Below are 24,022 nucleotides of genomic sequence, written 5' to 3' on the forward strand. Positions count from 1 at the left end.
TGCCTTTCTTCGTTTCTCTCCCGGTTCCCGGCGGCAAAAGCCTCTGCAACTTCTCTGACCCGCAATCCTTGCGAAGGCGGGGAAGAAAGGAGCATGACGAGACGGTCGAGAGCGGAGACACGGGAGGCGGAAGCGCTTCTGGCTTCACGCGAAGGTTTCGAAAAACCTCCGGCCCTCCGTTCAGCCCCCAGCAAGGACCGGCAGATTGCGGGCGTCTATACAGGAATTTGACCGCAAAGCAAGGCCAAACCACGGAGCAAACGGCCCTAACGTCCCAGAGCGCCACGGGCCTCGACGGCAAGGCTTACGGATCTCCTGAAACCGGACCTTAACCACCATGCGAAGTTCCAGCATCGGCGGGCGTGGCGGCAACCCGTCGTTCATCATGCGGATGCAAAAGCAAACAGTCTGCGCGAGTTCGGCACCAAGGCGGTTTGGGGACAAAAATGCTTTTCGACAAATTCTGCCGTTCGAAGAGCGGCAACTTTGCCCTGATGCTGGCGTTCGGGCTGCCTGCGGTTCTGACCGCCGTCGCCTTTGCCGTGGACGTGTCCACCTTGATGAGGGCCAAGGTCAGCTTGCAGAATGCGCTCGATTCCGCGAACCTTGCATCTTCGCATCTCGGCGACATCGAGGCTTCGCGCAAGGACGTCTTCGACCGCTACTTCCAGACCAATGTCGCCGGCCACAGCGAGTTGAGGAACGCCGAAGCGACGCTTACCGTGGAAAGGGGCCTCAATTACATCCAGACCAAGGCTGTCGCCACGGCGGACGTCAATTTGAACTTCGCCTTCCTGTTCGGCAACGACAAGCGCATCACCGTCGATGCCAGCGCCGTCGAATCGACCAATCAGCTCGAAGTCGTGCTGGTGCTCGACAATACCGGGTCGATGGCCAGCAACGATCGCATCGGCGCATTGCGGACGGCGGCGACGGCCCTGATCGATATGCTCGAAGCGGCGAAGTCGCCGACGCGCAGCGTACGTGTCGCGGTGGTGCCGTTCGTCACCGCGGTCAACGTCAAGGGCGAGGACTACGATCCGGCCTGGATCGACATGGCCGGCAAATCGCCGAACAACGGCGCCAATTTCCCCTCGGTCGGCGGCAAGCGCGTCAACCATATGGATCTGTTCAAGCAATTGGGCGTCGAGTGGAGAGGCTGCGTCGAAGCGCGGCCAGGAACCAACAATGTTTCCGACATTTCGCCCGACCAAAACAAACCGGACACCCTGTTCGTACCTTATTTCGCGCCGGACGATCCAGGTAACGCTAGAAATCCAAACAGCTCCTACGGCAATTCAGCGACCGGCTACAACAATTCCTATCTCGACGATACCGTCGTCACCCTGCTTCCCGGCCTCACCAGCGACATGGCGAAGTACAGTGTTTCGACGATGAAGCTGATCAACGACAAGAGAGGCCCACTGACTATCGGCCCAAACCGGGCCTGTCCGACGCCGATAGTGCCGCTGACCGATGATTTCGACAAATTGCGGAAGGCCGTCGGTGAGATGATCGAATGGAACGGCTCGGGGACCAATGTTTCGGAAGGCTTGTCATGGGGGATGCGGGTGCTCTCGCCGGAACCGCCTTACAGCGACGGCGCGCCGTTCAGGGCGTCAGGCACGACCAAAACGGTGCTGCTGCTCACCGACGGCGAGAATGTTGTCTATGGCGCGAAGGATACGCCGCAGAAGTCGGACTATGGCTCCTACGGATTCCTGGCCTCGGGTCGGTTTGGATCCAGCGACCAGACCGCGGCTGCGCGCAATGTCGACGATTGGACAACCAATGTATGCAACACATTGAAGAAGCAGGACGTGCAGATCTTCACAGTGCTGCTGCAGGCCGACACCGCAGCCAACCGCAAGCTCTACGAGGCCTGCGCATCGTCGCCGTCGGATTATTACCCGACCAACGACGTCAGTCAGCTCGAAAGCGTCTTCCTGAAAATCGGAAGCTCGATTTCGCAGCTGCACTTGACGAACTGAACGACGTCGGCCGCTCTCCCGCCGCCGCTGCTCAACTCGTGTGTGCAGGCACTTTGCCTGTGGTTTCGGGGAAGAAATCGGGCGCCGCATGGCGCTTGCCGAACATCATGTCGTATTGCAGCAGACGGAAGTCGCGGATTGCCGGATCGATCTCTTTCTGACGCGACCAATCGGGGGTGGCGTCGCCCCCCGGTGCCAAAAGCAAATTGCGGTCGATAACGCGGTAGCGCTCTCGCAACTGTCCGAGGAAGCCGGTGTAATAGGGATGGCTGATGCCGGCTGTCTTCAGGATATGGTAGGGCAGGAAGGACGGGCTGACGGCGCCTAGATCCTCGGCCGGGCCGCTGCGATTCGACCAGACGATCAGCGGCGTCTGGTGGTGCAGCAGCATCTGGTCGGCCGCCTCCTTGCGCGGCGCAACATTGTCCTTCAGGAAGCCGGTCTCGACGTAGACCGGCCCAAGCGGCGGCAGATGGTCGCCGAAGAACGCGATGACGGTCGGCCGCTCGCGTTTCTTCGCCCATTCGATCAGCCGCTCGAGGCCGCGGTCCGCGTCGGAAGAGCCTTCGGCATAGCTCAACAGCGATTCACGCGCCCATTGGCTGATCGGCGCCTGCACCTTGTGGGTCGGATTGTTATAGCGATACGGCTCATACGGCCCGTGGTTCTGCAGGCTGACGGCGAAAAAGAACACCGGCTCGGCGCTGGTATCGGCTTCGTGGATGATCTCGTCGGTCATCGCAGCGTCCGACGCGAGCGGTCCGCGCTTCTGCATGGGCGGCAACGTCTCCTCGGACTTGAAGTCGTTGAAGCCGAAATCGGCATAGACGGCCCCCCGGTTCCAGAACCAATTGGTGCCGGGATGGATGGCGCGCGCCCGGTAGCCCTGACTTTTCAGGAAGGTCGCCAGCGAGGGAGTCGGTGTCCGCACATATTGCTGGTAGGGAATGCTGCCCGCCGGCAGGAAGGCGTTGGAAAAGCCGGTCAGGGCCTCGAACTCGATGTTGGCCGTCATGCCGCCGAACTCGGGCGAGAACATGTAACCCGTGCGCAGTGCCCGCACATTGGGGATAGGGTCGGGTGTGATGGTGACGCCAGGCAGCTTGGTCGGATCCCAGAAGGATTCGCTCATGACGACGATGATGTCGGGCTTCTCGGCAGGTACCGAGGCGGTCACCTGCGGTTTGCCGATCGCTTCGATCGCCTTGTCGGAATAGCCGGGCGGCGCCGAGACATGCGCCATCGGAACGTTAAGCGCGAAGGCGAGCGCAAAACCGTTTGAGGCATAGTTTTCCTTCTGGTCCCACATGATCGGGATGATCTGCAGCCGGTCGCGCGTCCACGAGAAAGTGGCATAGTCCATGATGGAAACGAAGAAGGCGATCAGCGGTACTGTCAGCGTCAGCCGGGCAAGGCGGCCCTTGTGGCTGAGCGCCGGAACGCGGCGGCGCCATAGCCGCCAGCCATAGACGAGCAGCGACAGCCCGCCGACGATGCCGATCGCCAGGGCAATGGCGGTTCCCGGGCGATCGCGTACCAGAAGCGGCATCAGTGCCACGATCTGCCGGGAATAAAGGAAATCGGTCGGATAGAGCGGATCGCCGAGATACAGCGACTTCTGGTGGCCGACGAACGCCAGCGACAATGTCAGCGGCGCGACGATCATCAGGCTCTGATGACTGCGGCCGAGCACGGCGTCGAGGCCGATGAGGATCAGCGCAAAAATGATGATCGTGGTCCAGCCGGGTTTGAAAGGCTGCAGAAAGAAATCAATGGTGCCGGCAAAGTTGCCGCGCACGATCAGTTCGATGGCAAACACAAGGATGGCCGCAGCCAGCAAGCTGATAAGGCCATAGCGGATGACAGGCCATTTGCGCGCCGGCAGATAGCCGGTCGACGGATCGCCTTCAAGAAACTGGGGCGCCGCCTCGGCTGCGCTCTGCTTGGTCTTTGCCACTTCAATAGTTCCCCGGCCCGCAACAAAAGCGTCACTCGATTGTCATCGAACTGTCACGCAAAGCCTAGCGCCTGTGGCGGAAATAAGAAGAGCCAGCAAACAAATCGTGAGCGGTTTTCATCATGAGTGATCGCCAAAAAGCCTGCCGAAACAGGCACTCGGCCGATATTACGCGATCAAGGTTGGACTTGACTTGGCCGCACGCCTTGCGTCACAGGCAACGTGAACCAGCAGCTGGGAGCCGCCGATGGCCATCGCATTCACCTTTCCGGGGCAGGGCAGCCAGGCTGTCGGCATGGGCAAGGACCTCGCCGATATCTTTGTGGAATCGCGGCGGATCTTCGAGGAAGTTGACGACGCGCTCGGCGAAAACCTATCGAAGCTGATCTGGGAAGGCCCGGAAGAGACGCTGACGCTGACCGCCAACGCCCAGCCGGCGCTGATGGCGGTGTCGCTTGCCGCAATCCGGGCGCTGGAGGCGCGCGGCTTCTCCCTGAACGGCAAGGTCACCTATGTCGCCGGCCACTCGCTCGGCGAATATTCGGCACTTGCGGCCGCAGGTTTCGTTTCGGTCGCCGACGCCGCCCGGCTGTTGCGCATCCGCGGCAATGCCATGCAGGCGGCTGTGCCGGCCGGCGAGGGCGCCATGGCGGCGATCATCGGGCTGGAACAGGCCGACGTCGAAGCCGCTTGCGCAGAGGCCGCCCAGGGCGCCGCCAAAGATCCCGCACAAGCCTTGGTTTGCCAGATCGCCAATGACAATGGCGGCGGCCAGCTGGTGATCTCCGGCGCCAGGCCAGCGGTCGAACTGGCGGCGAGGCTATGCACGGAGAAGGGCGCCAAGCGGGCGCTGATGCTGCAGGTCTCGGCGCCCTTCCATTCGGCATTGATGAAGCCTGCGGCCGAGATCATGCGGGAGGCGCTGGCCGCCGTGACGAAGAGTGCGCCGGTCGTGCCGCTGGTCTCCAATGTTACGGTGACCCCGACGAGCGATCCCGACGAGATCGCCCGCCGACTCGTCGAACAGGTGATCGGGCGCGTGCGCTGGCGCGAAACGGTGGAGTGGTTCGGCAGCAACGGCGTTGTGACGCTTTACGAAGTGGGCGCCGGCAAGGTGCTGTCGGGGCTGGCCCGCCGCATCAACCGCGACATTGCCACCAGCAGCATCGGATCGGCGGCGGAGGTCGAGACGGCACTTGCCGCCTTGGGTGACCACGTAGCTTGAATTCATCAGTGCTTGCCGCTACATGAATACATGTATCGCAACAAGGTGCGGCATGCCCACATCGATCCGCCTTTCTCCTGAAGTCGAGCAGCGCCTGGATTTTCTCGCGGCCAAGACTGGTCGCAGCAAGGCCTACTATCTGCGCGAGCTCATTGAACGTGGTCTGGAGGACTTGGAGGATTACTACCTGGCTGCCGAAGTCGTTGAGCGGATCAGGCGTGGTGAAGAAGACGTCATGAGAGCCGAGGACTTCTGGCGTGGCCTGGACGCTTGAATACGCCCACTCGGCGCGAAAATTTGTCGAAAAACTGGATCCGCAGACACGTCACCGTATCCGTGATTTTATTGAAAACCGCATTGCCGTTCTCGACAACCCGCGTGAACTCGGCAAACCGCTGAAGGGCCCGCTCGCAACCTTTTGGAGATATCGCGTCGGGGATTATCGCATCATTTGCGATGTGCAGGATAACCGGCTCGTCATTCTGGTGGTAACCATAGGCCACCGCGGCAACGTTTACAGATAGCCGAACTCACCGGCCCGTATGATTGGCCAGTACGATTTGGGAAGAGGATAAAGCATGTTCGAATTGACCGGCCGCAAGGCGCTCGTCACCGGCGCATCGGGAGGTATAGGCGAGGCGATCGCCCGCGTGCTGTACGGCCAGGGCGCCATCGTCGGCCTGCATGGCACACGTATCGAGAAATTGGAGGCGCTGGCCGCCGAACTGGGCGACCGGGTCAAGCTTTTCCCGGCCAATCTTTCCAACCGCGACGACGTCAAGGCGCTCGGCCAGAAGGCGGAAGCTGACCTCGAAGGCGTCGACATCCTCGTCAACAATGCCGGCATCACCAAGGACGGGTTGTTCGTGCGCATGGCTGACGCCGACTGGGATAGCGTGCTCGAGGTCAACCTGACCGCCGTGTTCCGGCTGACCCGCGAGCTTACCCATCCGATGATGCGGCGCCGCCATGGCCGCATCATCAACATCACTTCAGTGGTTGGCGTCATGGGTAATCCCGGCCAGACCAACTATTGCGCCTCCAAAGCCGGTATGATCGGCTTTTCCAAATCGCTGGCGCAGGAGATCGCCACCCGCAATATCACCGTCAACTGCGTCGCCCCGGGCTTCATCGAATCGGCGATGACCGCCAAGCTCAACGACAAGCAGAAAGAGGCGATCATGGCGGCGATCCCGACCCGGCGCATGGGCACGGGCGCCGAAGTCGCCTCTGCCGTCGCCTACCTAGCTTCCAACGAGGCAGCCTACGTCACCGGCCAGACCATTCATGTGAATGGCGGCATGGCAATGATCTAACACTTGGGAAAACGCTTCATTCCGTCTTGGATGCACGGGATTTTTCGTGTAATGCCGCCCGCAACCCGGCGGTTCGGGCAAAAACCGGTCCTGTTCCGCTGCGTTTCCGGCAGGACCATCTTTCAGCTTGATTAGCGGCATTCTGCCCGCTAACGAAGACAGACAACCAAAAGACGAGGATGCCCAAATGAGTGACACCGCAGAGCGCGTCAAGAAGATCGTCATCGAGCACCTTGGCGTCGATGCCGACAAGGTGACGGAGCAGGCGAGCTTCATCGATGATCTGGGCGCGGACAGCCTCGACACGGTCGAACTTGTCATGGCGTTCGAAGAAGAGTTCGGTGTCGAAATCCCGGACGACGCCGCCGAGACCATCCTGACTGTTGGCGATGCGGTGAAATACATCGACAAGGCCTCCGCCTGACGCTATTTGCAGTCATCACCGGGGAGGACCTGCGATGAGGCGTGTCGTCGTCACGGGCCTTGGGCTGCTTTCGCCGTTCGGCATGGGCTTCGAGCACAGCTGGAAGGAGCTTCTGACCGGCCGCAGCGCAGCCAAGCGCATCACCGAATTCGAGGTGGAAGACCTTGCCTGCAAGGTCGCCCACGTCATTCCGCGCGGTGACGGCTCCAATGCCACTTTCAATCCTGAAGCCGTTCTCGAGCCGAAGGAACTGCGCAAGATCGGCGACTTCATTCTGTACGGGATCGCGGCCGCCGACGAAGCACTCAAGGATTCCGGCTGGCAGCCGAAGACGCATGAGGAACAGTGCGCCACCGGCGTGCTGATCGGTTCGGGCATCGGCGGCATCGAAGGCATCGCCGAGAATGCGATGATCCTCAAGGAACGCGGTCCGCGCCGCATCAGCCCATTCTTCATCCCTGGCCAGATCATCAACCTCGTCTCCGGTCAGGTCTCGATCCGGCATGGGCTGAAAGGCCCCAACCATGCCGTCGTCACCGCTTGCTCGACCGGTGCGCACGCCATCGGCGATGCCGCCCGGCTGATCATCTGGGGCGATGCCGACGTTATGGTCGCAGGCGGCGCCGAAGCGCCGGTGACGAGACTGTCGGTCGCCGGGTTCGCCGCTTGCCGCGCGCTCTCCACCGAGCGCAACGATGCGCCACAAACGGCCTCACGCCCCTATGATCGCGATCGCGACGGCTTCGTCATGGGCGAGGGCGCCGGTGTTGTCGTGCTCGAGGAGCTCGAACACGCCAAGGCCCGCGGCGCCAAGATCTATGCCGAGGTCACCGGCTACGGTCTGACCGGCGACGCCTATCACATCACCGCGCCTGCCGAGGACGGCGACGGCGCTTTCCGTTGCATGACCGCGGCGCTGAACCGGGCGAAGCTGACGCCGGCCGATGTCGACTACATCAACGCGCACGGCACCTCGACCATGGCCGATACGATCGAACTCGGCGCCGTCGAGCGGCTGGTCGGCAACGCCGCCTCGAAGATATCGATGTCGTCGACCAAATCGTCGATTGGCCACCTGCTGGGCGCGGCTGGTGCTGCCGAGGCGATCTTTTCGATCCTCGCCATTCGCGACAACATCGCGCCGCCGACCATCAATCTTGACAATCCGGAGCGCGAAACGGCGATCGACCTGGTGCCGCACAAGCCGCGGGCCCGGCAGATAGACGTGGCGCTGTCCAACTCCTTCGGCTTCGGTGGCACCAACGCCTCGCTCGTCTTCCAGCGCTACAATGGCTGACCGCTCTGCCGGTTTCCGTCTGCCGTCAATTTTGCCATATTCGCCCCTACTCTGCCCGAGGGGATTCGTCGCAAGATCAAATGGTAGGGCGCTATGAACACAAATCCGGCCGATAACGGGGAATTCGGGCAACGGCCAGCAACGCCCACGCCCGGCCCGATCGTGCCGAAGACGGCCAGCGAGGCGTTGCGGCCCGAGGCCGGCACGCCGCCGCCGAAGCGCTCGCGTGCCTCGCGCAGCCAGTTCGTCGTGTTCATGAACTTCGTCATCTCTTCGGTGATGCTGATGGTGCTGGCGGCAGGCGTTGCGCTGTATTTCGGCAAGCAGGAGTTCAACGAGCCCGGCCCGTCGGCCAATGGCGACACTTTCCTGGTCAAGCCGAATAGCGGCGTCCAGGAGATCGCCGACCAGCTTGAGCGGCGAGGGCTGATCAGCGACGCCCGCATTTTCCGCCTTGGCGTGCGCGCCTTCGGCAATGATTCCGCCCTGAAGGCCGGCGAATACGAGATCAAGCCGCAGGCGTCGATGCACGATATCATGGAACTGCTGAAGAGCGGCAAGTCGGTGATGTATTCGCTGACCATCCCCGAGGGGCTGACGGTCGAGCAGGCGCTGCAACGGATCGCCGAGCAGGACGCGCTGACCGGCGATATGCCGTCGACCACTCCACCTGAGGGCAGCCTCGCCACCGACACGCTGCGTTTCACCCGCGGCGCAACACGCCAGCAGATGGTCGACAAGCTTCTGGCCGACCAGAAGAAGCTGGTCGACGAGGTCTGGCAACGCCGAGCGCCGGATCTGCCGATCGCCAACGTTGAGGATTTTGTCACCCTGGCCTCTATCGTCGAGAAGGAGACCGGCAAGGGCGATGAACGCTCGCGCGTAGCCGCCGTCTTCCTCAACCGGCTGGCCAAGGGTATGCGGCTGCAGTCGGACCCGACCATCATCTACGGCCTGTTCGGCGGCAAAGGCAAACCCATCGACCGCCCGATCTATCAGTCGGACATCCAGAAGCCGACGCCCTACAACACCTATCTGATCAACGGGTTACCGCCGACGCCGATCGCCAATCCCGGCCGTGCGGCGCTGGAGGCTGTCGCCAATCCGTCGAAGACCAGCGATCTCTACTTCGTCGCCGACGGCAGCGGCGGGCACGTCTTTGCCTCGACGCTCGATGAGCATAACGAGAATGTCGCTCGCTACCGGGCACTGCTGAAAAAGCAGGCGCAGGACGCCGCCAAGGCCGGAGCAACCAATACCGGAGCCGACACGCCGGCGGGAGCCATCGTTGACGATGCAGGCCCCACCGCCGCCCAGTAGGGCCGGACGCCATCAGTTTGGCCCTGTGCATATCCGGGTGGATGTGCAAGGGCTGCCATGGCATTGAAATTCACATGGTCCTGTCCGGAGAAAATCGCTCCGGCTTGAGGGGCATTCGGCAAAGGGACGCACGGCTACATGAACTTGCAGAGCATGACCGGTTTTGCGCGCAGTGTCGCCGAACACGACGGCACTTCGATTGCCTGGGAAGCCAAGTCCGTCAACGGCAAAAGCGTCGAGGTCAGGCTGCGGCTGCCGCAAGGTTTCGACCGGTTGGAGCCGGCCGTCCGGCAGACGGTGCAGAAGCGTTTTGCGCGCGGCAATTTCCAGATGACGCTGACCATTGGCCGCGCCGCCGGCGCGCAAGCGCAACCCGTGGTCAACGAGGCTTTCCTGAAGGATCTGGCGGGCTTGGCCAAGCGGCTGCAGGAGCAGTTCGGAGTAGCCCCTGCGGCGGCCGACGGCCTGCTTGCGCTGCGCGGCGTCCTCGACATTCCCGAAACCATCGAAACCGAAGAGGCGCGCAGTGCGCTCGATACCGCAATACTGTCGGCGCTGGAAGCAGCACTGAACGGGCTGCACCAGGCGCGCCAGGGCGAAGGTGCGGCACTTCGTTCCCTGCTGTCCGGCCATATCGATGCCATCGAGGCGCTGACGCTGCGGGCCGAGGCCGATCCATCACGCGAACCGGCCACGATCCGCGAAAGGCTCGCCGAGCAGATCCGCCTGTTGATGGACGCGTCTGCCAACCTGGACGCCAGCCGGCTGCATATGGAAGCGGCGTTCCTGGCCACCAAGGCCGACATACGCGAGGAGATCGACCGGCTGAAGACACATGTGGCGTCAGGCCGGGCGCTGCTCGGCGGCGGCGGCGCCATCGGCCGCAAGCTCGATTTCTTGGCACAGGAATTCAACCGCGAATCGAATACGCTGTGTTCCAAGTCGAATGCTGCCGCGGTCACCGCCATCGGGCTGGAACTGAAGGCGGTCGTCGACCAGTTTCGCGAACAGGTCCAGAATCTGGAATGATCCCGATGCCAAGCCACATGACTGCCAAGCCCCATGACCGCTAGGGATGTGGGTTCCCGCATTCGGCGCCGCGGGCTGATGCTGGTCTTGTCGTCGCCGTCAGGCGCCGGCAAGTCGACGATTGCGCGCAATCTGCTGGAGAGCGATTCCAGCCTGGAATTGTCGGTCTCGGTCACCACGCGGCCACGCCGCGGCAGCGAGATCGAGGGCGTCCATTACCATTTCCGTACCATGCGCGAGTTCGAGCGGCTGCGCGATTCCGATGCGCTGCTCGAATGGGCGGAGGTGCACGGCAATTGCTACGCGACGCCGCGCGAGCCGGCTGAACAGGCGCTGGCCGAAGGCCGCGACATGCTGTTCGACATCGACTGGCAAGGCGCTCAGCAGCTCAAGGAGAAGATGCGCGCCGACATCGTCTCGATATTCATCCTGCCGCCATCGATGAAGGAATTGAAGGCGCGGCTGAAGCGTCGCGCCGAGGACCAGGAAGCGGTGATCGAGACGCGGCTCAAGAACGCCCGCAACGAGATCGAGCACTGGAAGGAATATGATTTCGTCATCGTCAACGACGATCTCGACCGCGCTTTCGCCGAGGTGCGCGGCATCGTCACCGCCGAACGGCTCAGACGCGATCGCCGGCCCGGCCTGTTCGATTTCGTCTCGGGGCTGCTCGACGAGAAGACGGATTGATCAACGCGCTATCCCCTCGACCAGGATCAGATTGCGGCTGAGCGCGGCGTCGCGCAGCTCCAATGCAGCGGCGTATTCGGCCGAGCGATACCAGCGCCGCGCCGTGTCCATGTCGGGGAATTCGACGATGATCAGCGGCCCGGGAGACCAGTCGCCTTCCAACATTTCCACCTTGCCACCGCGTACCAGATAGCGCCCGCCGTGCTGGGCGATGGGGGCAGCCGCGCGGATGCGATAAGCTTCGATCGCCTCTGCGTCGCGGATCGTGACGTCGGAAATGACATAGGCGGCCATTGCTTGTCTCCGGGCAGGTTTGTCCGGCTATCTATGCCGTGAGAGCGGAAATTCCACGCAGACGCGTCCCGGCATCACACCGCGTTGGTCAGGCGAACGAACTCCTCGACGCTCAGCGTCTCGGCGCGCCTGGTCGGATCGATGCCGGCATGGGCAAGCAGCGCCTCGCCGCCGAGGCTTTTCACGCTCTGCCGCAGCATTTTCCGGCGCTGGCCAAACGCCGCTTCGGTGACGCGGCTGAGCCGTTTCACCTCTGCCGGCAAGGGGCTGGCGCGCGGCACCAGATGCACCACCGAGGACGTCACCTTGGGTGGCGGCGTGAACGCCTGCGGCGGCACGTCGAAGGCAATCCTCGCCTCCGTCCGCCAGCCTGCCAGCACGCCGAGCCGACCATAGGCATCGCTTCCGGGGCTGGCTGCAATGCGTTCGGCGACCTCGCGCTGGAACATCAGTGTCATCGATGTGTAGAAGGGCGGCCACTCGGTGACGGTCAGCCAGCGGATCAGCAATTCGGTGCCGATATTGTAGGGCAGGTTGGCGACGATTTTCGTCGGCCCGCCGCTTTCCCCTTTAGCAAGCGCTGCAAAATCGGTTTTCAGCGCATCGCCGGCTACGATCTCTAGCCGGCCCGGATAGTGGTTCGAGATCTCGGCCAGGGCCGCCAGGCAGCGCTCGTCGCGCTCGATGGCGACGACCCGCCGGGCGCCGTTGAGGAGCAGGGCCCGGGTCAGCCCGCCCGGACCGGGACCGACCTCGATAACCGTAACGTCGCTCAGGTCGCCGGCGGTTCGCGCAATCTTGCTTGTCAGGTTAAGGTCGAGCAGAAAATTCTGGCCCAGCGCCTTTTTCGCCTGCAGCCCATGGCGCTCGATCACCTCGCGCAGTGGCGGCAGGCCGTCTATGCTCATCGGGCTGGGCTCATCAGGCGGGCTCATCGGTTAAGGCCGTCGAATTTGGCTGATTGGGCTCAGGGCCTACGGCCTTTTCCCGGTATCGGCAAGAACGCGAGCGAGTTTCAGCGCTGCAATCAGGCTGCCGGCACGGGCGATGCCCTTGCCGGCGATATCGAAGGCGGTGCCGTGGTCGGGCGAGGTGCGGACGAAGGGCAGGCCGAGCGTGACGTTGACCGCCTCGTCAAACGCCAGCGCCTTGGCCGGGATCAGCGCCTGGTCGTGATACATACAGAGCGCCACGTCGTAGCCGGCGCGGGCGCGAGCATGAAACAGCGTGTCGGCCGGCAACGGCCCGAAGGCGTCGATCCCTTCCTGCCTCAGCCGGTCGACCGCCGGGCGCACGATCCGCTCGTCTTCGGTGCCCATGGTGCCGCCTTCGCCGGCATGCGGGTTGAGGCCGGCAATGGCGAGCCGCGGCTTGGCAATTCCGAAGCGGTTCGCAAGGTCGGCGGCGGTGATGCGGCCGGTGGCGACGATAAGGTCCGTGGTCAGCGCTTTCGGCACCTCGGCCAGCGCGATGTGGATGGTGACCGGCACGGTGCGCAGGTCCGGTCCGGCAAGCAGCATCACCGGTATCACTTCGGTGCCGGTGTGAAGCGATGCCAGATGCGCCAGATATTCGGTGTGGCCGGGAAAGCGAAAGCCGGCGTCGTAGAGCGGCTTCTTGGCAATGGGGCAGGTGACGACTGCGGCGGCGCGGCCGGCCAGGCAGTCGGCAACTGCGCGGTCGATCGCCTCGATGATGCCGGCGGCGTTGGCTGGATCCGGGCGGCCGGGACTGTCGACGAAACGGGCAGCAAGCGCCACCACCGGCAGCGCGCGCGAAAACACCCCCGGCGCTAACGCCGGCGTCGTCTCGGCAATCGCGATATCGGTGCCGAGCCTGTGCGCTCGCGCGGCAATCAGTGCCGGATCGGCAAGGAGATAAAATGACGGAACGCCAGCGCTTTCGCGGGCCTGCCAAGCAGCGATGGCGATGTCCGGCCCCACGCCGGACGGATCGCCGACGCTCAACGCCAGCGGAAGCTCTGCGTCAGCCACGGCGCGTCGACTTCAGCGCTCGATTATGCGGGCTTTCTTCCGCAACTCCTCGACATATTTCTTCGAGAGTTCGTCGGCGTTCTTGTCGCTCGAACCTTCACTCTGGAACACCATCTGCGCGGCTTTGTCGTCTGACACTTCGCGCGACGAGCAGATGCCGATGAATTCGACACCGCGGTCGGTTTCGCGCGTCGTGGTGGCGCCGCCGACCTTTGTAGCCTTTATCTGCTCGGCCCAGTCCGCCGGCAATTGCGGCGCCAGCACCCGGCCGAGATCGCGAACGGTGACATCGATCAGGCCCTTGGCGAATTCGCGCGTGGTGTTGCAGCCGTTGAAGCGGGCGCGCATAGCGTCGGCTTCGCGTTTGCGCTTGGCCAGCGTCGCGCTGCGCTCGGCCGCCGGCACCACGAAGATGACCTGCTGCAGCATGTACTCTGTGGCGCTCGGTTTGCTGCCGCCTTTTTCGAGCATGCGCTTGACGAGGTCCTGCTCGCTCATGGCGCCGCCGCCGTCGCTAGAACGGTGACGCGCCGTCAGCGCCTGGTTCCAGGCCATCTGCGCCCGGATAAAGTCCTTGAAATGCTCCTTGGTGACGCCGGATTGCGCCATCGCGCCGTCAAGCTGCTTGAGCGGCATCTTGTTGCTGGTGGCGAAACGCTGATAAGCGGCATCGACCTGCTCGTCGCTGATGCGGATGCCGAGCCGCCGGGCTTCGGCCAGGCGCAGCGTCTGGTCGATCATTTCCTGGCCGGCATCGCCCTTTCTGTGCTGCAGGCGCAGGAAAGCGGCCCGATGCTGGATGTCGCCGGTGGTGATCGGTATATTGTTGACGACGTATTTGATCTCGGTGGCGAAAACTGGCCGTGTCACCGCGGTGGTCGAGAACGCCACCAGCAGCGCGAACCCTGCCGAAAAGAGGTATTTCCTCATCGAAAGCATCCCAATTCCATCCCGATTCAGCCGAACCTATCCCAGTTCAGGCCGTCAAAATTCGTGCCTGCTCTATGCGGCGAAACAATGTCGTCCGCCAGCCGCCCCGTTGCCGACCGCTGCCCGTTATTGAATGGTGTCGATGGAGCGTTGCGACGAGCCGAAATCGCCGAGCGTGCGGAACGACAGGTTGAAGCCGACGTTCTGCGATACTTCCTTGGTGTTCAGGTCACGTCTTTCCGAAAACGTCATCAAATAGGTAAAGCACGAATCACTATAGGCAAAGCCGACCCCGTCCTTGACCAGAACGCTCTGCTCCAGATCATATGTGCCGGTGCCAAAGACGCGCCAATTCTCGGCAAGATGTGTCGAGGCGCCGAGCGTAACCTCATGGCGATCGGTTGAGAAGCCATAGAGTGGCTGCGCCTGGATGAAGGCGTATTTGGCGCTCAGCGATACCGGCAGGCCTGAAAAGGCGGCCTTTACCTCAGCGCGGCGGATCTCGAAGCTTTGCTCGTCGAAACGGCCGCTGACCGAGCCGGAAAACCCGCTGGGGCTGTTGAAGCCGACAAGGCCGACATAGTCGGAGGTTGCAGTTTCAAGGCCTGAATAGGCGCCGACATTGACCAGGTCCGGCGTGCCGAACGAGTTCTGGCCGCCCAGCTGGTAGGATTGGCCGAACACCGCATTGGTGCCCCAGCCATTGTCATATGCGCCGGAATAGCGCAGCCCGACATTGGCGCGTGTGCCGCCTTCCATGCGGTCATAGCCCGAGAATTTGTCGCGCTCGAACAGCGTCGTGGCGTCGAAGACGAAGCTCTGGGCGTCCTCGTTGGGGACCGCCAGCCCGCCGACATATTGCTCGTTCGGACGCATGAATACCTGCGCCATCGGTTCGAAGACATGGCTGGAACTGGTCATCGAAAACAGCACCGGCCAGCGCATCTCAAGGCCGGCGGTCGCCATGTAGCGGGCAAGCGATGAACGCATATCGTCCTCGACGCCGAGATTGGTCGCCATCTGGTTGACGGCGTCGAGCGAGGCCGAGGAGGCGTTGACGTAGCCGGCGTCGCCCCGCAGCGCCAGGAGCGGTGTCAGCAGCAGCCCGCCATCGGTGGTGAAGGTGCGCTTCCATTCGGCTTCCGCGGTAAGGCGCCCGGATTGACCGTCGATGCCGCGAACGTTGTTGACGGACGAAGGGATGCCCGAATTTGCAAGAGCCGTATCGAGCCTGTCGCGGTCAATGACCCGCGCGTTGACGTCGAACGACAGCTGCCCGCCGGCCACCGGCATGTCGGGGATATAGGCGTAGTCGAGCGAGGGTAGCACCCAGGGCTGCTTGGCGGCGCGTGCAGTCGGATCGCTGGCGAGCGTGTCTTCCTGAACCTCGAAGTGCATGGCGCGCACGTCGAAGTAATTGCGATCGTTGAGCCCCGTCAGGTACACCTCGGAGCGGTGCACGCTATCGTTGAAGCCATCGATGTCGTAGGTGCGCGCGAAATTCTTGTCGCTCTGCAGCAGGATGTCCCAGCCGAAGTCCCAGCGCGGGTTGATGGCGAACTGGCCCTGGGTGCCCATCATGCCGCGGAACCTGTTCGGGTCGCCTTCGGTACCCGAATTCACGTTGTGGCCATTGTCGTCGATGAAGGCGTCGGGATTCTCCTGCCGGATGCCCGCAATCTTCAGGCTGTACTGACCGTTGTTGAAGCGCTGCCTCCACTCGGCCTCACCGAGGAAACCTTGCTTGGTATAGCCGCTGCCAGTGACAGTGAGATCGTAGGTCGGCGAGAGCGCGAAATAATAGGGGACTTTAACACCGACGCCGAGATCGCTCTTGTAGGCGACGCCGGGGATCAGGAAGCCGCTCTTGCGCTTGACCGTTGGGTCGGCGATCTCGAAAGCCGGCAGATAGGCCAGCGGAAAGCCGAAGAACTCGAAATTCGAGTTCTCGAAGCGAACCGTCTTCTTCTCGCCGTTCCAGATGATCTTCCTGGCCTTGATACGCCAGGTCGGCGCTTTGTCGGGCTTGTCCTCGCACGGCTCGCAGGCGGTGTAGACGCCATTGTGGAACGTCGTCAGCACGCCGCCCATGCGCTCCGCGCTTTCGGCGGCGAAATACGCCTTGTCTATGGTCTCGACCCGCAGCGCGTTGACGAAGCCGTCGGCGAAATCGTCAGTGATGTCGGCATGTTGCGAATAGATTTTGGTGCCGTCGCTATTGACGAGTTCGACATTGCCGCTGGCGACGAGGCGTTTGGTGTTGCGGTTGTATTCGACCCGCTGGGCGACGAGACGGTTGCCGCCGTAGTCGATCTGGACGCCACCGACGGCCGTCACTGTCTGCTTGTCGTTGTCGTAGACCAGCGTATCGGCTGCCAACAGCATCTGCGTGCCGCTCGGAACCTTCGTTGCCAGCTCACTGACGTCCTGGGCGAAAGCCGGAGCAACCGGGGCGGCGCTGGCAAGCAGGCATGCCAAGGCGCTCGCCGCAGAGAGGCGTGCCAAACCGGCGTGCCTATGGCTGCGCAAAACCGCCTCCCTCACTAGCCGTCTTCCTTGTATAGCAGGAATGTCACCCCGAAGAACATAGCCACGACAACCGGGACCCAAGCCGCTACGGCCGTGGGTACGAATCCCGCTACGCCGAATGCCTTGACCAGCACCGAAACGACATAAAGCAGAAACCCGGCCACGATGCCACCCAGAATCATCGTTGCCGACTGCCCCATCCTCGCAAATCGCATTGATACCGTTGCCGCAATCAGCGTCATCGCGACAAGCAGGAAGGGCAGCGCAATCAGGGAATTGAACTGCATGGCGAAGGCATTTGCCTTGAGGCCGAAGGAGCGGGCCACTTCGATCTTGCCGGGCAGATCGTAGAAGGGAATGGTCTCAGGGCGCGCCAACCGCTCTTGCACGAATTCCGGCTTGAGATTGGTCGGCAGCCGATCGCTGGGTAACGACTGGATGGTACCGTCCCGGAACACCTTGACGTCCTGCAATTCCCAGTAGCCGTCCCGCAAAAAGGCGCGCGCCGCATCCTTGCGCTCGATGATGTCGCCTTGCGGGCTGAAGCTGAAGAAGACCGCGTCGGCCATCTCCAGGCCTTGATTGAGAATGGCGCGCGCGCCGATGATGGTGTCGCCGGCGTTGGTTTTCTGCCTGATCCAGGGCGCAGCATCGGCCGAGACGCTGTTCGACTTGCCCGAACGGAGCTGGGTCTCGATCTCCTCGGACCAGGAATAGGCGTGCGCGGCTACCGGATTGATGACGCCGACCGACAAGGCTCCAAACAGCAGCGCCCCGATGCAGCACGGCAGCAGGAATTGCCATGCGGAAACCCCGGCGGAACGGGCAATGACCAATTCGTATTTGCGGTTGAGCGACACCAACGTCGCCATCGCCGAGAACAGGCCGACGAACGGCACCGTCTGCAGCATGATCATCGGCATCCTGAGCCCCGAAATGGCGAACGCAGTTGCGTAGGTGAAGCCCGGCACGCCGGTCGTGCGGCCGGAAAGCTCGGTGAAATCGATCAGGAACACCAGCGCCAAGAGGCCGATGAAGAACCAGATGGTGATCGTCACATAGCGAAAGAAGAAGTACCGACCCAGAGTCCAGCCCATCAGCCGGCTCCCTGTCCGGATGCGCCACGCCCGGCAAAACGGAGCTTGATGGCGCTCCAGCCGTCACTGAAGCGGCCGGCAAGATTGGTTATCCAATCGGCCCAGGCAACCGGCAGTTCCATGGTCCGGTTGGAAACAATGAACCAGATGGCGATCGCCGATGCCACGATCGGGACGCCGTAGACCATATAGGCATATTGCGGCACCTTGTCGGCCTTGCCGGCGGCAAAGAACCCGAGCCAGCGCACGAACAGCGCGATCGCGATTGCCGTGATCAGCGGGTGCACACGCGCCTCGCGATGCGAGCGCGCATCTCCGGCAACGGCGAGCGCGATCAGCGCGAAGACGAGCGAATAGGACCACTCGGAAAAACGCTGGTTGAGCTCGGCCAGGTACCTGTTCGGCTTTTGCTGGTACATCTTGTCGTTCGGACTGGGATTGAGCAGATACTGGGTCGTCCGGTCCTTCGGCAAAAGCAGGATGTCAGATGATGCCGACATGAAAGCGGACAAGTCGAAGGCGTAGGAGGTGAACCGGATCACCGAGAGGTCGCCGGTCATGGTTTTGCGATGGATGACGCCGTCATTCATCATCAGCACCTTCTCGTCGCCGCGTTCGATGATGCTGCCGGTCTTGGCGTAGTAGATGAGATTGACGCCTTCTTCGCGCGAATCGGCGACGAAGATGCCGCCGAGGCGGTTGTCGGGAAGCCGTTCGCCAACCTGCAGGAACAGGCCGTCGTCGATCTTGCGGAAGGTGCCTTCCTGGATGATCAACGACAACAGATCGGCACGCGATGACGCAATCAACTCGCGGTTCTTCTGCCGTGCGTAAGGGTCGACGCCATTGTCGACGGCGAAGGAAAAAACGCTGGCTGCAAGTGCCAGAAGCATGATCGGCCTGACGATGGTCCAGCGTGAAGCGCCGGCGGCATTGATGACGGCCAGCTCCGAATCCGAATTCATCACGCTGAGGATCTGGGCGACCGCGACCACCAGGGCGAACGGCACGACGATCGGAACGATCGTCGGGATGATCAGCGCTGCGACTTCGAAGAAGGTGAGGGCCGACTGACCGCTATCGGTGACGAGGTCGATGCGGGCGAGCACCTGAGTCGTCCAGACGATCGCCAGCGTCCAGACGAGCGCCAGCGCGAATACCGCGAAAGCACGGCGCATGATGTAACGTTCAACGACCTTCATGAAGGCTTTTCTCGGCGATTTCGAACGGCATCATGCCTTGGAACAAGGTAGTCGTCCGGCGCCGGCTGCACAACTGGCTCAGTTTGGCGGTTCGATCTGGGTTCTGTCCCGGATCGCAAATTCCGCTGGGCCGGAGTGTCGGCGGCAATGGATAAGAAAGGGCGAACATTGTTGGTTAACAACAGGTTGCGGCGGGAAGCGGGGCCGTGCCGCGACGAATCGTGGATGGTTCGATATCGCATATGGGAGCGATTTCGGCCAAAGTCTTGTCAAATGCGGCAAAACGACCAAATGTCGCGCCGGTCGCGACCGCCGCGGCGTGATAAGACGGGTCAGGATCTGTTGAGTCCCAGCATGGAAGCGGAAAAATTGCGCGGTCAAACCGGTCGGGAAACCGTCTTTGACGGCGCGATCGTGGTCGGCGCCGGCGCGGCCGGCCTTGCCGCCGCCCACGCCTTGATGAAGGCCGGCGTACCGACGCTCGTCCTGGAAAAGGAGAGCCGGCTTGCTGAACCCTGGCATCGGCGGCACCAGCGGCTGCACCTCAATACGCATCGCGATCTCTCGACGCTGCCCGGCATCGGCTATCCCGCAGGCACCCCGGCTTTTCCGCATAAATCGGCCGTCATTCGCCATCTGAACGATTTCAGCCAGGCGCATGGTCTGCCGGTCGCATTCGGCGTTGCCGTTGAAGAGATCACGTTCGACGGCGATCACTGGACCGTGCGGACGAACGCCGGACGTCGTCTGGCGCGTCATGTCGTCGTCGCCACCGGGCGCGATCGGCAGCCGTTTATTCCTGCGTGGAAAGGCATGAAGGATTTTGCAGGCCGGATTATCCATTCGGCCGATTTTGGCGAGGCGAAGGACTACGTCGGCAAAAGGGTGCTGGTCGTCGGAGCCGGCAATTCGGGGTTCGACGCACTCAACCATCTTGCGAATGCAGATGCCCAAGGCATCTGGCTGTCGGCCCGCAACGGCCCGTCGCTGCTGCCGAAACGCATCGGCAAGGTCGCCGTCCACAGGCTTTCACCGTTGATGGCGAGCTTGCCGGTGCGGCTGGCCGATGCGGTGATGGCGACAACCCAGCGCCTGGTTTTCGGCGACCTGACGAAATTTGGGCTTCCGCCGGCTCCCATAGGCGGTGCGAGCCGTCTGAGCGCCGACTACACCGCGATCGCAGCCGATGACGGCGCGGTTCGCGCCATAAAGGCAGGCACGATCGTGGTGGTGCCACCATTGCGGGAATTTACCCACGACGGCATCGTATTGAATGACGGCAGGTCGATCACGCCCGATATCGTCATTGCGGCGACCGGCTATCGCACCGGTCTGGAGCAGATGTTCGGCAAGCTCGGCGTTCTCGACGGCAAGGGCGTTCCGCTTTTCAACGGCGGCGATGCCGATCCGAAATTGCCCGGTCTGTGGTTTACCGGCATGCGGCCGAGCATTCGCGGTTGTTTCGCTAACGCCCGCATTCAGGCCAGAGCGATAGCGGCGCGGATTGTCAAGCAGCGATGATGAGCCGGACTATGCCGACTGTTCCGCCCGCAATAGACACGCCTTGTTGAAAGGTGCTCGAACCGAAAGGTCAATGGTCATGACGCCAGTCAGCATTCGCTACATGGTCGATGATGTCGCCGCCTCGATCGACTTCTACTGTGGACATCTGGGCTTCGCTGTTGAACAGGACGCGCGACCGGCTTTTGCTTCCGTGACACGCGGCGCTTTACGGCTCCTTCTAAGCGGCCCCGGCAGTTCGGGTGCACGGGCGATGCCGGATGGCCGGCAGCCGGTGCCGGGAGGTTGGAATCGCATCCTGTTGGTGGTGCCGGACCTGAAAGAAGAGGTTGCGCGCCTCAAGAGTGCTGGACTTGTCTTTCGCAACGATATCATAACGGGCGTCGGCGGTTCCCAGACGCTGCTCGAAGATCCATCGGGCAATGTTATCGAGCTGTTTCAACCCGCCGCTCACTGACGAACGTTTCTCGCAATAATCCAACTCACTTCCCCGAAAGCAGGACATGATGAATTCGAGACCCTCGATCGCCTTTGCCAAATTCGCCGCGCCCAAAAAAGGCAGCGTTTTCGTTCTGGTGACCGACGAGGGCGGCCTCAGCGATGCCGCCAGGGCTTGCGATCCGGCAAAGACCCTCGAGCGGGCTTTTCCGGTCGCCGACTTCACCGGCAAATTCGCCAGCCTGGTCGAAGTGCTGGCACCGGAAGGGACATCGATCGAGCGGCTGGTGGCGGTCGGTGCCGGCAAGAGCTCCAATCTCGATGATTACGCCTGGCTGAAGCTCGGCGGCACGATTGCCGCATCCTTTCGCAAGGCAACCGAAGTGGCCGTCGTGCTCGATCTTCCCGGTGCGGCCGTCAGCGGCAGGCAAGCCGTTCAGCTTGCAGCGGGCATCCTGCTGCGCAGCTATTCCTTCGACAAATACAAGACCAAAAAGAACAATGGTGACGACAGGCGCGAGCCAAAAAAGCCGGTCAAGGTGACTATTCACACCGCCGATCCGGCAGCTGCAAAGAAGGCCTTCGCCGATGAAGCGGCGGTGATCGACGGCGTCTTGCTGGCGCGCGATTTGGTCAATGAACCGGCCAATGTTTTGGGACCGGTGGAATTCGCCGCCCGCATCGCCGAACTGGAGGCGCTCGGCGTCACGGTCGAGATCCTGGCCGAGAAGGAGATGAAGAAGCTCGGCATGGGTTCGCTGCTGGGCGTAGCGCAGGGTTCGCCGCGTGGCGCCCGCATCGCGGTCATGCGGTGGGACGGCGGCAAGGCCAAGGAAAGCCCGGTCGCCTTCGTCGGCAAGGGCGTCACCTTCGACACCGGCGGCAATTCGATCAAGCCGGCGTCGGGCATGGAGGACATGAAGGGCGACATGGGCGGCGCTGCTGCCGTCACCGGCCTGATGCACGCGCTGGCCGCGCGCAAGGCGAAGGTCAATGTCGTCGGCATTGTCGGGCTGGTTGAAAATGCCGTCGACGGCCACGCTCAGCGACCCGGCGACATTGTCACCTCGATGTCGGGTCAGACTATCGAAGTGCTCAATACCGACGCCGAGGGCCGCCTGGTACTGGCCGATGCGCTCTGGTACTGCAACGACCGCTTCCAGCCGAAATTCATGATCAATCTGGCGACGCTGACCGGCGCCATCATGGTCGCGCTCGGCCAGCATTATGCCGGCCTGTTCTCCAACAATGACGAGTTGGCGGACCGGTTGACGGCGGCCGGACAGGCGACGCAGGAGCGGGTGTGGCGCATGCCGCTCGGTGCCGAATACGACAAGCTGATCGATTCCAAGAATGCTGACATGAAGAACATCGGCGGCCGCCATGGCGGCGCCATTATCGCCGCGCAGTTCCTGCAGCGCTTCGTCAAGGACACGCCCTGGGCGCATCTCGACATCGCCGGCACCGCGATGGGCGCGCCTTCCAACGAGATCAACCAGTCATGGGCTTCCGGCTTCGGCGTCAGGCTGCTCGACCGGCTGGTGCGCGATCATTACGAGCAATGAGCGGCTGGGGCGGGACTCCGACAATGTAGACTGAACGCATGGCCGAGATTCTGTTTTATCACCTGACCGAATCGACGCTGGAGGATGCGTTGCCCGGCCTCCTGGAGCGCAGTATCGATCGCGGCTGGCGTGCCGTGGTGCAGACCGGCACCGAGGAACGGCGCGACGCGCTGGACCAGCATCTGTGGACTTTCCGGGACGATTCATTCCTGGCCCACGCAACGGATCGCGAAGCCCATCCCGCCGAGCAGCCGGTGCTTCTGACCGTCGGCCCTGACAATCCGAACCAGGCGCAGATACGCTTCCTGGTCGATGGGGCGGTGCCGCCGGAGCTTGGCGGCTACCAGCGCGCCGTGTTCCTGTTCGACGGTCACGATGCAGCCCAGCTAGAGGCGGCACGCACGCACTGGAAGACAATGAAGGAGGCCGGCCACACCGTGACCTACTGGCAGCAAACGCCTGACCGGCGCTGGGAACGCAAGGCTTAGAGAATTTGCCGGCAAGGGAATCACTGGCGCCGCAAGAGTGCGACGACAAAAAGATGGACCGCCGGCTATTCAGAAGACCGGAGCAAGCCCGATGCCGCCCGATGAACGAACGCCAGGCATGCCGATAGATGCCGCACTTGTTCGCCGGCTGATTGCCGCGCAGTTCCCCAAATGGGCGGACCTGCCGGTAGAGACGGTCGAGCCTGGCGGCTGGGACAACCGCACGTTCCGGCTGGGCGACAGCATGTCGGTGCGGCTGCCGAGCGCTGCCGCCTATGTCGCCCAGGTCGAGAAGGAGCATCGCTGGCTGCCCCGCTTGGCGCCTCACCTGCCTCTGCCGATACCCGTGCCGCTGGCCAAAGGCGCGCCCGGGGAAGGCTATCCATGGCCTTGGTCCGTCTATCGCTGGCTTGGCGGCAGACCGGCGGCTGGTGGACTGATTGCCGATCTTACTGAGTTCGCCCGTTCGCTGGCCGGCTTTCTGGTTGCGCTCTACCGGATCGACGCTGCCGACGGGCCACCGGCAGGGCAGCATAATTTCCACCGCGGTGGCCGGCTTTCGGTCTACGACGCCGAGACCCGAGCCGCGCTCTCGGCGCTCGGCGGCCGCATCGACAAGGCCGCCGCCGAGGCCGTGTGGGCGACGGCCCATTGCACGCGGTTGCAAGGGCCGGCCGGGTGGGGGCAATGGGGCGGCGCCACCGGGCAAATGGCG

Annotated in this window: 23 protein-coding genes; 15 read left to right on the top strand and 8 right to left on the bottom strand. The window is 62.7% G+C overall.

All coding sequences use genetic code 11. The annotated features are described in order from the left end of the window. Window positions 1-446: 446 nt before the first annotated feature. Window positions 447-1,991, top strand: coding sequence for a pilus assembly protein TadG-related protein (locus NKI41_RS19450; protein ID WP_352684606.1), 1,545 nt, complete (start codon window positions 447-449; stop codon window positions 1,989-1,991). A 31-nt stretch (window positions 1,992-2,022) separates the two neighbouring features. Here NKI41_RS19450 and NKI41_RS19455 read toward each other — a convergent pair whose 3' ends face one another. Beyond that, window positions 2,023-3,948 carry an LTA synthase family protein gene (locus tag NKI41_RS19455; protein ID WP_352684608.1) on the bottom strand — a complete coding sequence of 642 codons (1,926 nt, stop codon included), beginning with the start codon at window positions 3,946-3,948 and terminating at the stop codon, window positions 2,023-2,025. Window positions 3,949-4,195: 247 nt separating this feature from the next. Here NKI41_RS19455 and fabD point away from each other — a divergent pair, with 247 nt between their 5' ends. The 9 genes from fabD (at window position 4,196) to gmk (ending at window position 11,249) form a co-directional block, all read left to right on the top strand. Continuing rightward, on the top strand, window positions 4,196-5,173 hold the full coding sequence (gene fabD, locus NKI41_RS19460; protein ID WP_352684610.1) for an ACP S-malonyltransferase: 978 nt from the start codon (window positions 4,196-4,198) through the stop codon (window positions 5,171-5,173). A gap of 52 nt (window positions 5,174-5,225) precedes the next feature. Then, complete coding sequence (gene relB, locus NKI41_RS19465; RefSeq protein ID WP_352467166.1) at window positions 5,226-5,447, top strand: type II toxin-antitoxin system RelB family antitoxin; 222 nt, start codon at window positions 5,226-5,228, stop codon at window positions 5,445-5,447. Beyond that, window positions 5,431-5,697, top strand: coding sequence for a type II toxin-antitoxin system RelE family toxin (locus NKI41_RS19470; protein WP_352471092.1), 267 nt, complete (start codon window positions 5,431-5,433; stop codon window positions 5,695-5,697). Before relB ends, NKI41_RS19470 begins: the two co-directional genes overlap by 17 nt. 54 nt (window positions 5,698-5,751) lie before the next feature. Next, the gene (gene fabG / locus NKI41_RS19475; RefSeq protein WP_352684612.1) at window positions 5,752-6,489 is read left to right on the top strand and encodes a 3-oxoacyl-[acyl-carrier-protein] reductase; all 738 of its coding nucleotides are present in this window, start codon (window positions 5,752-5,754) and stop codon (window positions 6,487-6,489) included. 187 nt (window positions 6,490-6,676) lie between these two features. After that, window positions 6,677-6,913, top strand: coding sequence for an acyl carrier protein (locus tag NKI41_RS19480; RefSeq protein ID WP_006203723.1), 237 nt, complete (start codon window positions 6,677-6,679; stop codon window positions 6,911-6,913). Window positions 6,914-6,947: 34 nt separating this feature from the next. Further along, window positions 6,948-8,210, top strand: a complete 1,263-nt coding sequence (gene fabF / locus NKI41_RS19485) for a beta-ketoacyl-ACP synthase II (protein ID WP_352454402.1) — start codon at window positions 6,948-6,950, stop codon at window positions 8,208-8,210. 93 nt (window positions 8,211-8,303) lie between these two features. Then, a complete protein-coding gene (mltG, locus tag NKI41_RS19490; RefSeq protein WP_352471094.1) occupies window positions 8,304-9,530 on the top strand; it encodes an endolytic transglycosylase MltG in 1,227 nt (408 codons plus the stop codon). 138 nt (window positions 9,531-9,668) lie between these two features. After that, complete coding sequence (locus tag NKI41_RS19495) at window positions 9,669-10,559, top strand: YicC/YloC family endoribonuclease (protein ID WP_352471095.1); 891 nt, start codon at window positions 9,669-9,671, stop codon at window positions 10,557-10,559. A gap of 33 nt (window positions 10,560-10,592) precedes the next feature. Further along, the gene (gmk, locus tag NKI41_RS19500; protein WP_023677701.1) at window positions 10,593-11,249 is read left to right on the top strand and encodes a guanylate kinase; all 657 of its coding nucleotides are present in this window, start codon (window positions 10,593-10,595) and stop codon (window positions 11,247-11,249) included. Here the strand turns inward: gmk and NKI41_RS19505 are convergent, their stop codons facing one another. From NKI41_RS19505 to lptF, 7 genes are all read right to left on the bottom strand, one after another. Then, complete coding sequence (locus NKI41_RS19505) at window positions 11,250-11,543, bottom strand: DUF1330 domain-containing protein (RefSeq protein ID WP_352471096.1); 294 nt, start codon at window positions 11,541-11,543, stop codon at window positions 11,250-11,252. Between the two features lie 74 nt (window positions 11,544-11,617). Further along, window positions 11,618-12,451 (bottom strand): 16S rRNA (adenine(1518)-N(6)/adenine(1519)-N(6))-dimethyltransferase RsmA, encoded by an 834-nt coding sequence (gene rsmA, locus NKI41_RS19510; RefSeq protein ID WP_352684615.1) that lies wholly within the window; start codon window positions 12,449-12,451, stop codon window positions 11,618-11,620. A gap of 66 nt (window positions 12,452-12,517) precedes the next feature. Continuing rightward, window positions 12,518-13,537, bottom strand: coding sequence for a 4-hydroxythreonine-4-phosphate dehydrogenase PdxA (pdxA, locus tag NKI41_RS19515; RefSeq protein WP_352471098.1), 1,020 nt, complete (start codon window positions 13,535-13,537; stop codon window positions 12,518-12,520). Between the two features lie 12 nt (window positions 13,538-13,549). After that, a complete protein-coding gene (locus tag NKI41_RS19520; protein WP_352453231.1) occupies window positions 13,550-14,476 on the bottom strand; it encodes a peptidylprolyl isomerase in 927 nt (308 codons plus the stop codon). Between the two features lie 117 nt (window positions 14,477-14,593). Then, entirely contained in the window at window positions 14,594-17,011 is a 2,418-nt protein-coding gene (locus NKI41_RS19525) for an LPS-assembly protein LptD (RefSeq protein WP_352542725.1), read from the bottom strand. Further along, window positions 17,011-18,096 (bottom strand): LPS export ABC transporter permease LptG, encoded by a 1,086-nt coding sequence (gene lptG, locus NKI41_RS19530; RefSeq protein ID WP_023677695.1) that lies wholly within the window; start codon window positions 18,094-18,096, stop codon window positions 17,011-17,013. Before lptG ends, NKI41_RS19525 begins: the two co-directional genes overlap by 1 nt. Then, window positions 18,093-19,295 (bottom strand): LPS export ABC transporter permease LptF, encoded by a 1,203-nt coding sequence (lptF, locus tag NKI41_RS19535; protein WP_352471099.1) that lies wholly within the window; start codon window positions 19,293-19,295, stop codon window positions 18,093-18,095. The genes lptG and lptF overlap by 4 nt, the downstream gene beginning before the upstream one ends. A gap of 354 nt (window positions 19,296-19,649) precedes the next feature. Here lptF and NKI41_RS19540 point away from each other — a divergent pair, with 354 nt between their 5' ends. From NKI41_RS19540 to NKI41_RS19560, 5 genes are all read left to right on the top strand, one after another. Continuing rightward, window positions 19,650-20,816, top strand: a complete 1,167-nt coding sequence (locus NKI41_RS19540) for a flavin-containing monooxygenase (RefSeq protein WP_352684618.1) — start codon at window positions 19,650-19,652, stop codon at window positions 20,814-20,816. 73 nt (window positions 20,817-20,889) lie between these two features. Then, window positions 20,890-21,273: a VOC family protein gene (locus NKI41_RS19545; RefSeq protein WP_352471101.1), complete on the top strand. Its 384-nt coding sequence runs from the start codon at window positions 20,890-20,892 to the stop codon at window positions 21,271-21,273. A gap of 49 nt (window positions 21,274-21,322) precedes the next feature. Further along, window positions 21,323-22,819, top strand: coding sequence for a leucyl aminopeptidase (locus tag NKI41_RS19550; protein ID WP_352567432.1), 1,497 nt, complete (start codon window positions 21,323-21,325; stop codon window positions 22,817-22,819). A gap of 38 nt (window positions 22,820-22,857) precedes the next feature. Beyond that, a complete protein-coding gene (locus NKI41_RS19555) occupies window positions 22,858-23,307 on the top strand; it encodes a DNA polymerase III subunit chi (RefSeq protein WP_023719810.1) in 450 nt (149 codons plus the stop codon). Window positions 23,308-23,398: 91 nt separating this feature from the next. Next, window positions 23,399-24,022: phosphotransferase (locus NKI41_RS19560; RefSeq protein WP_352684619.1), on the top strand; the 624-nt coding region annotated here is incomplete at its 3' end.

It is taken from the genome of Mesorhizobium sp. M0601, assembly GCF_040320845.1.
Lineage (GTDB): Bacteria > Pseudomonadota > Alphaproteobacteria > Rhizobiales > Rhizobiaceae > Mesorhizobium.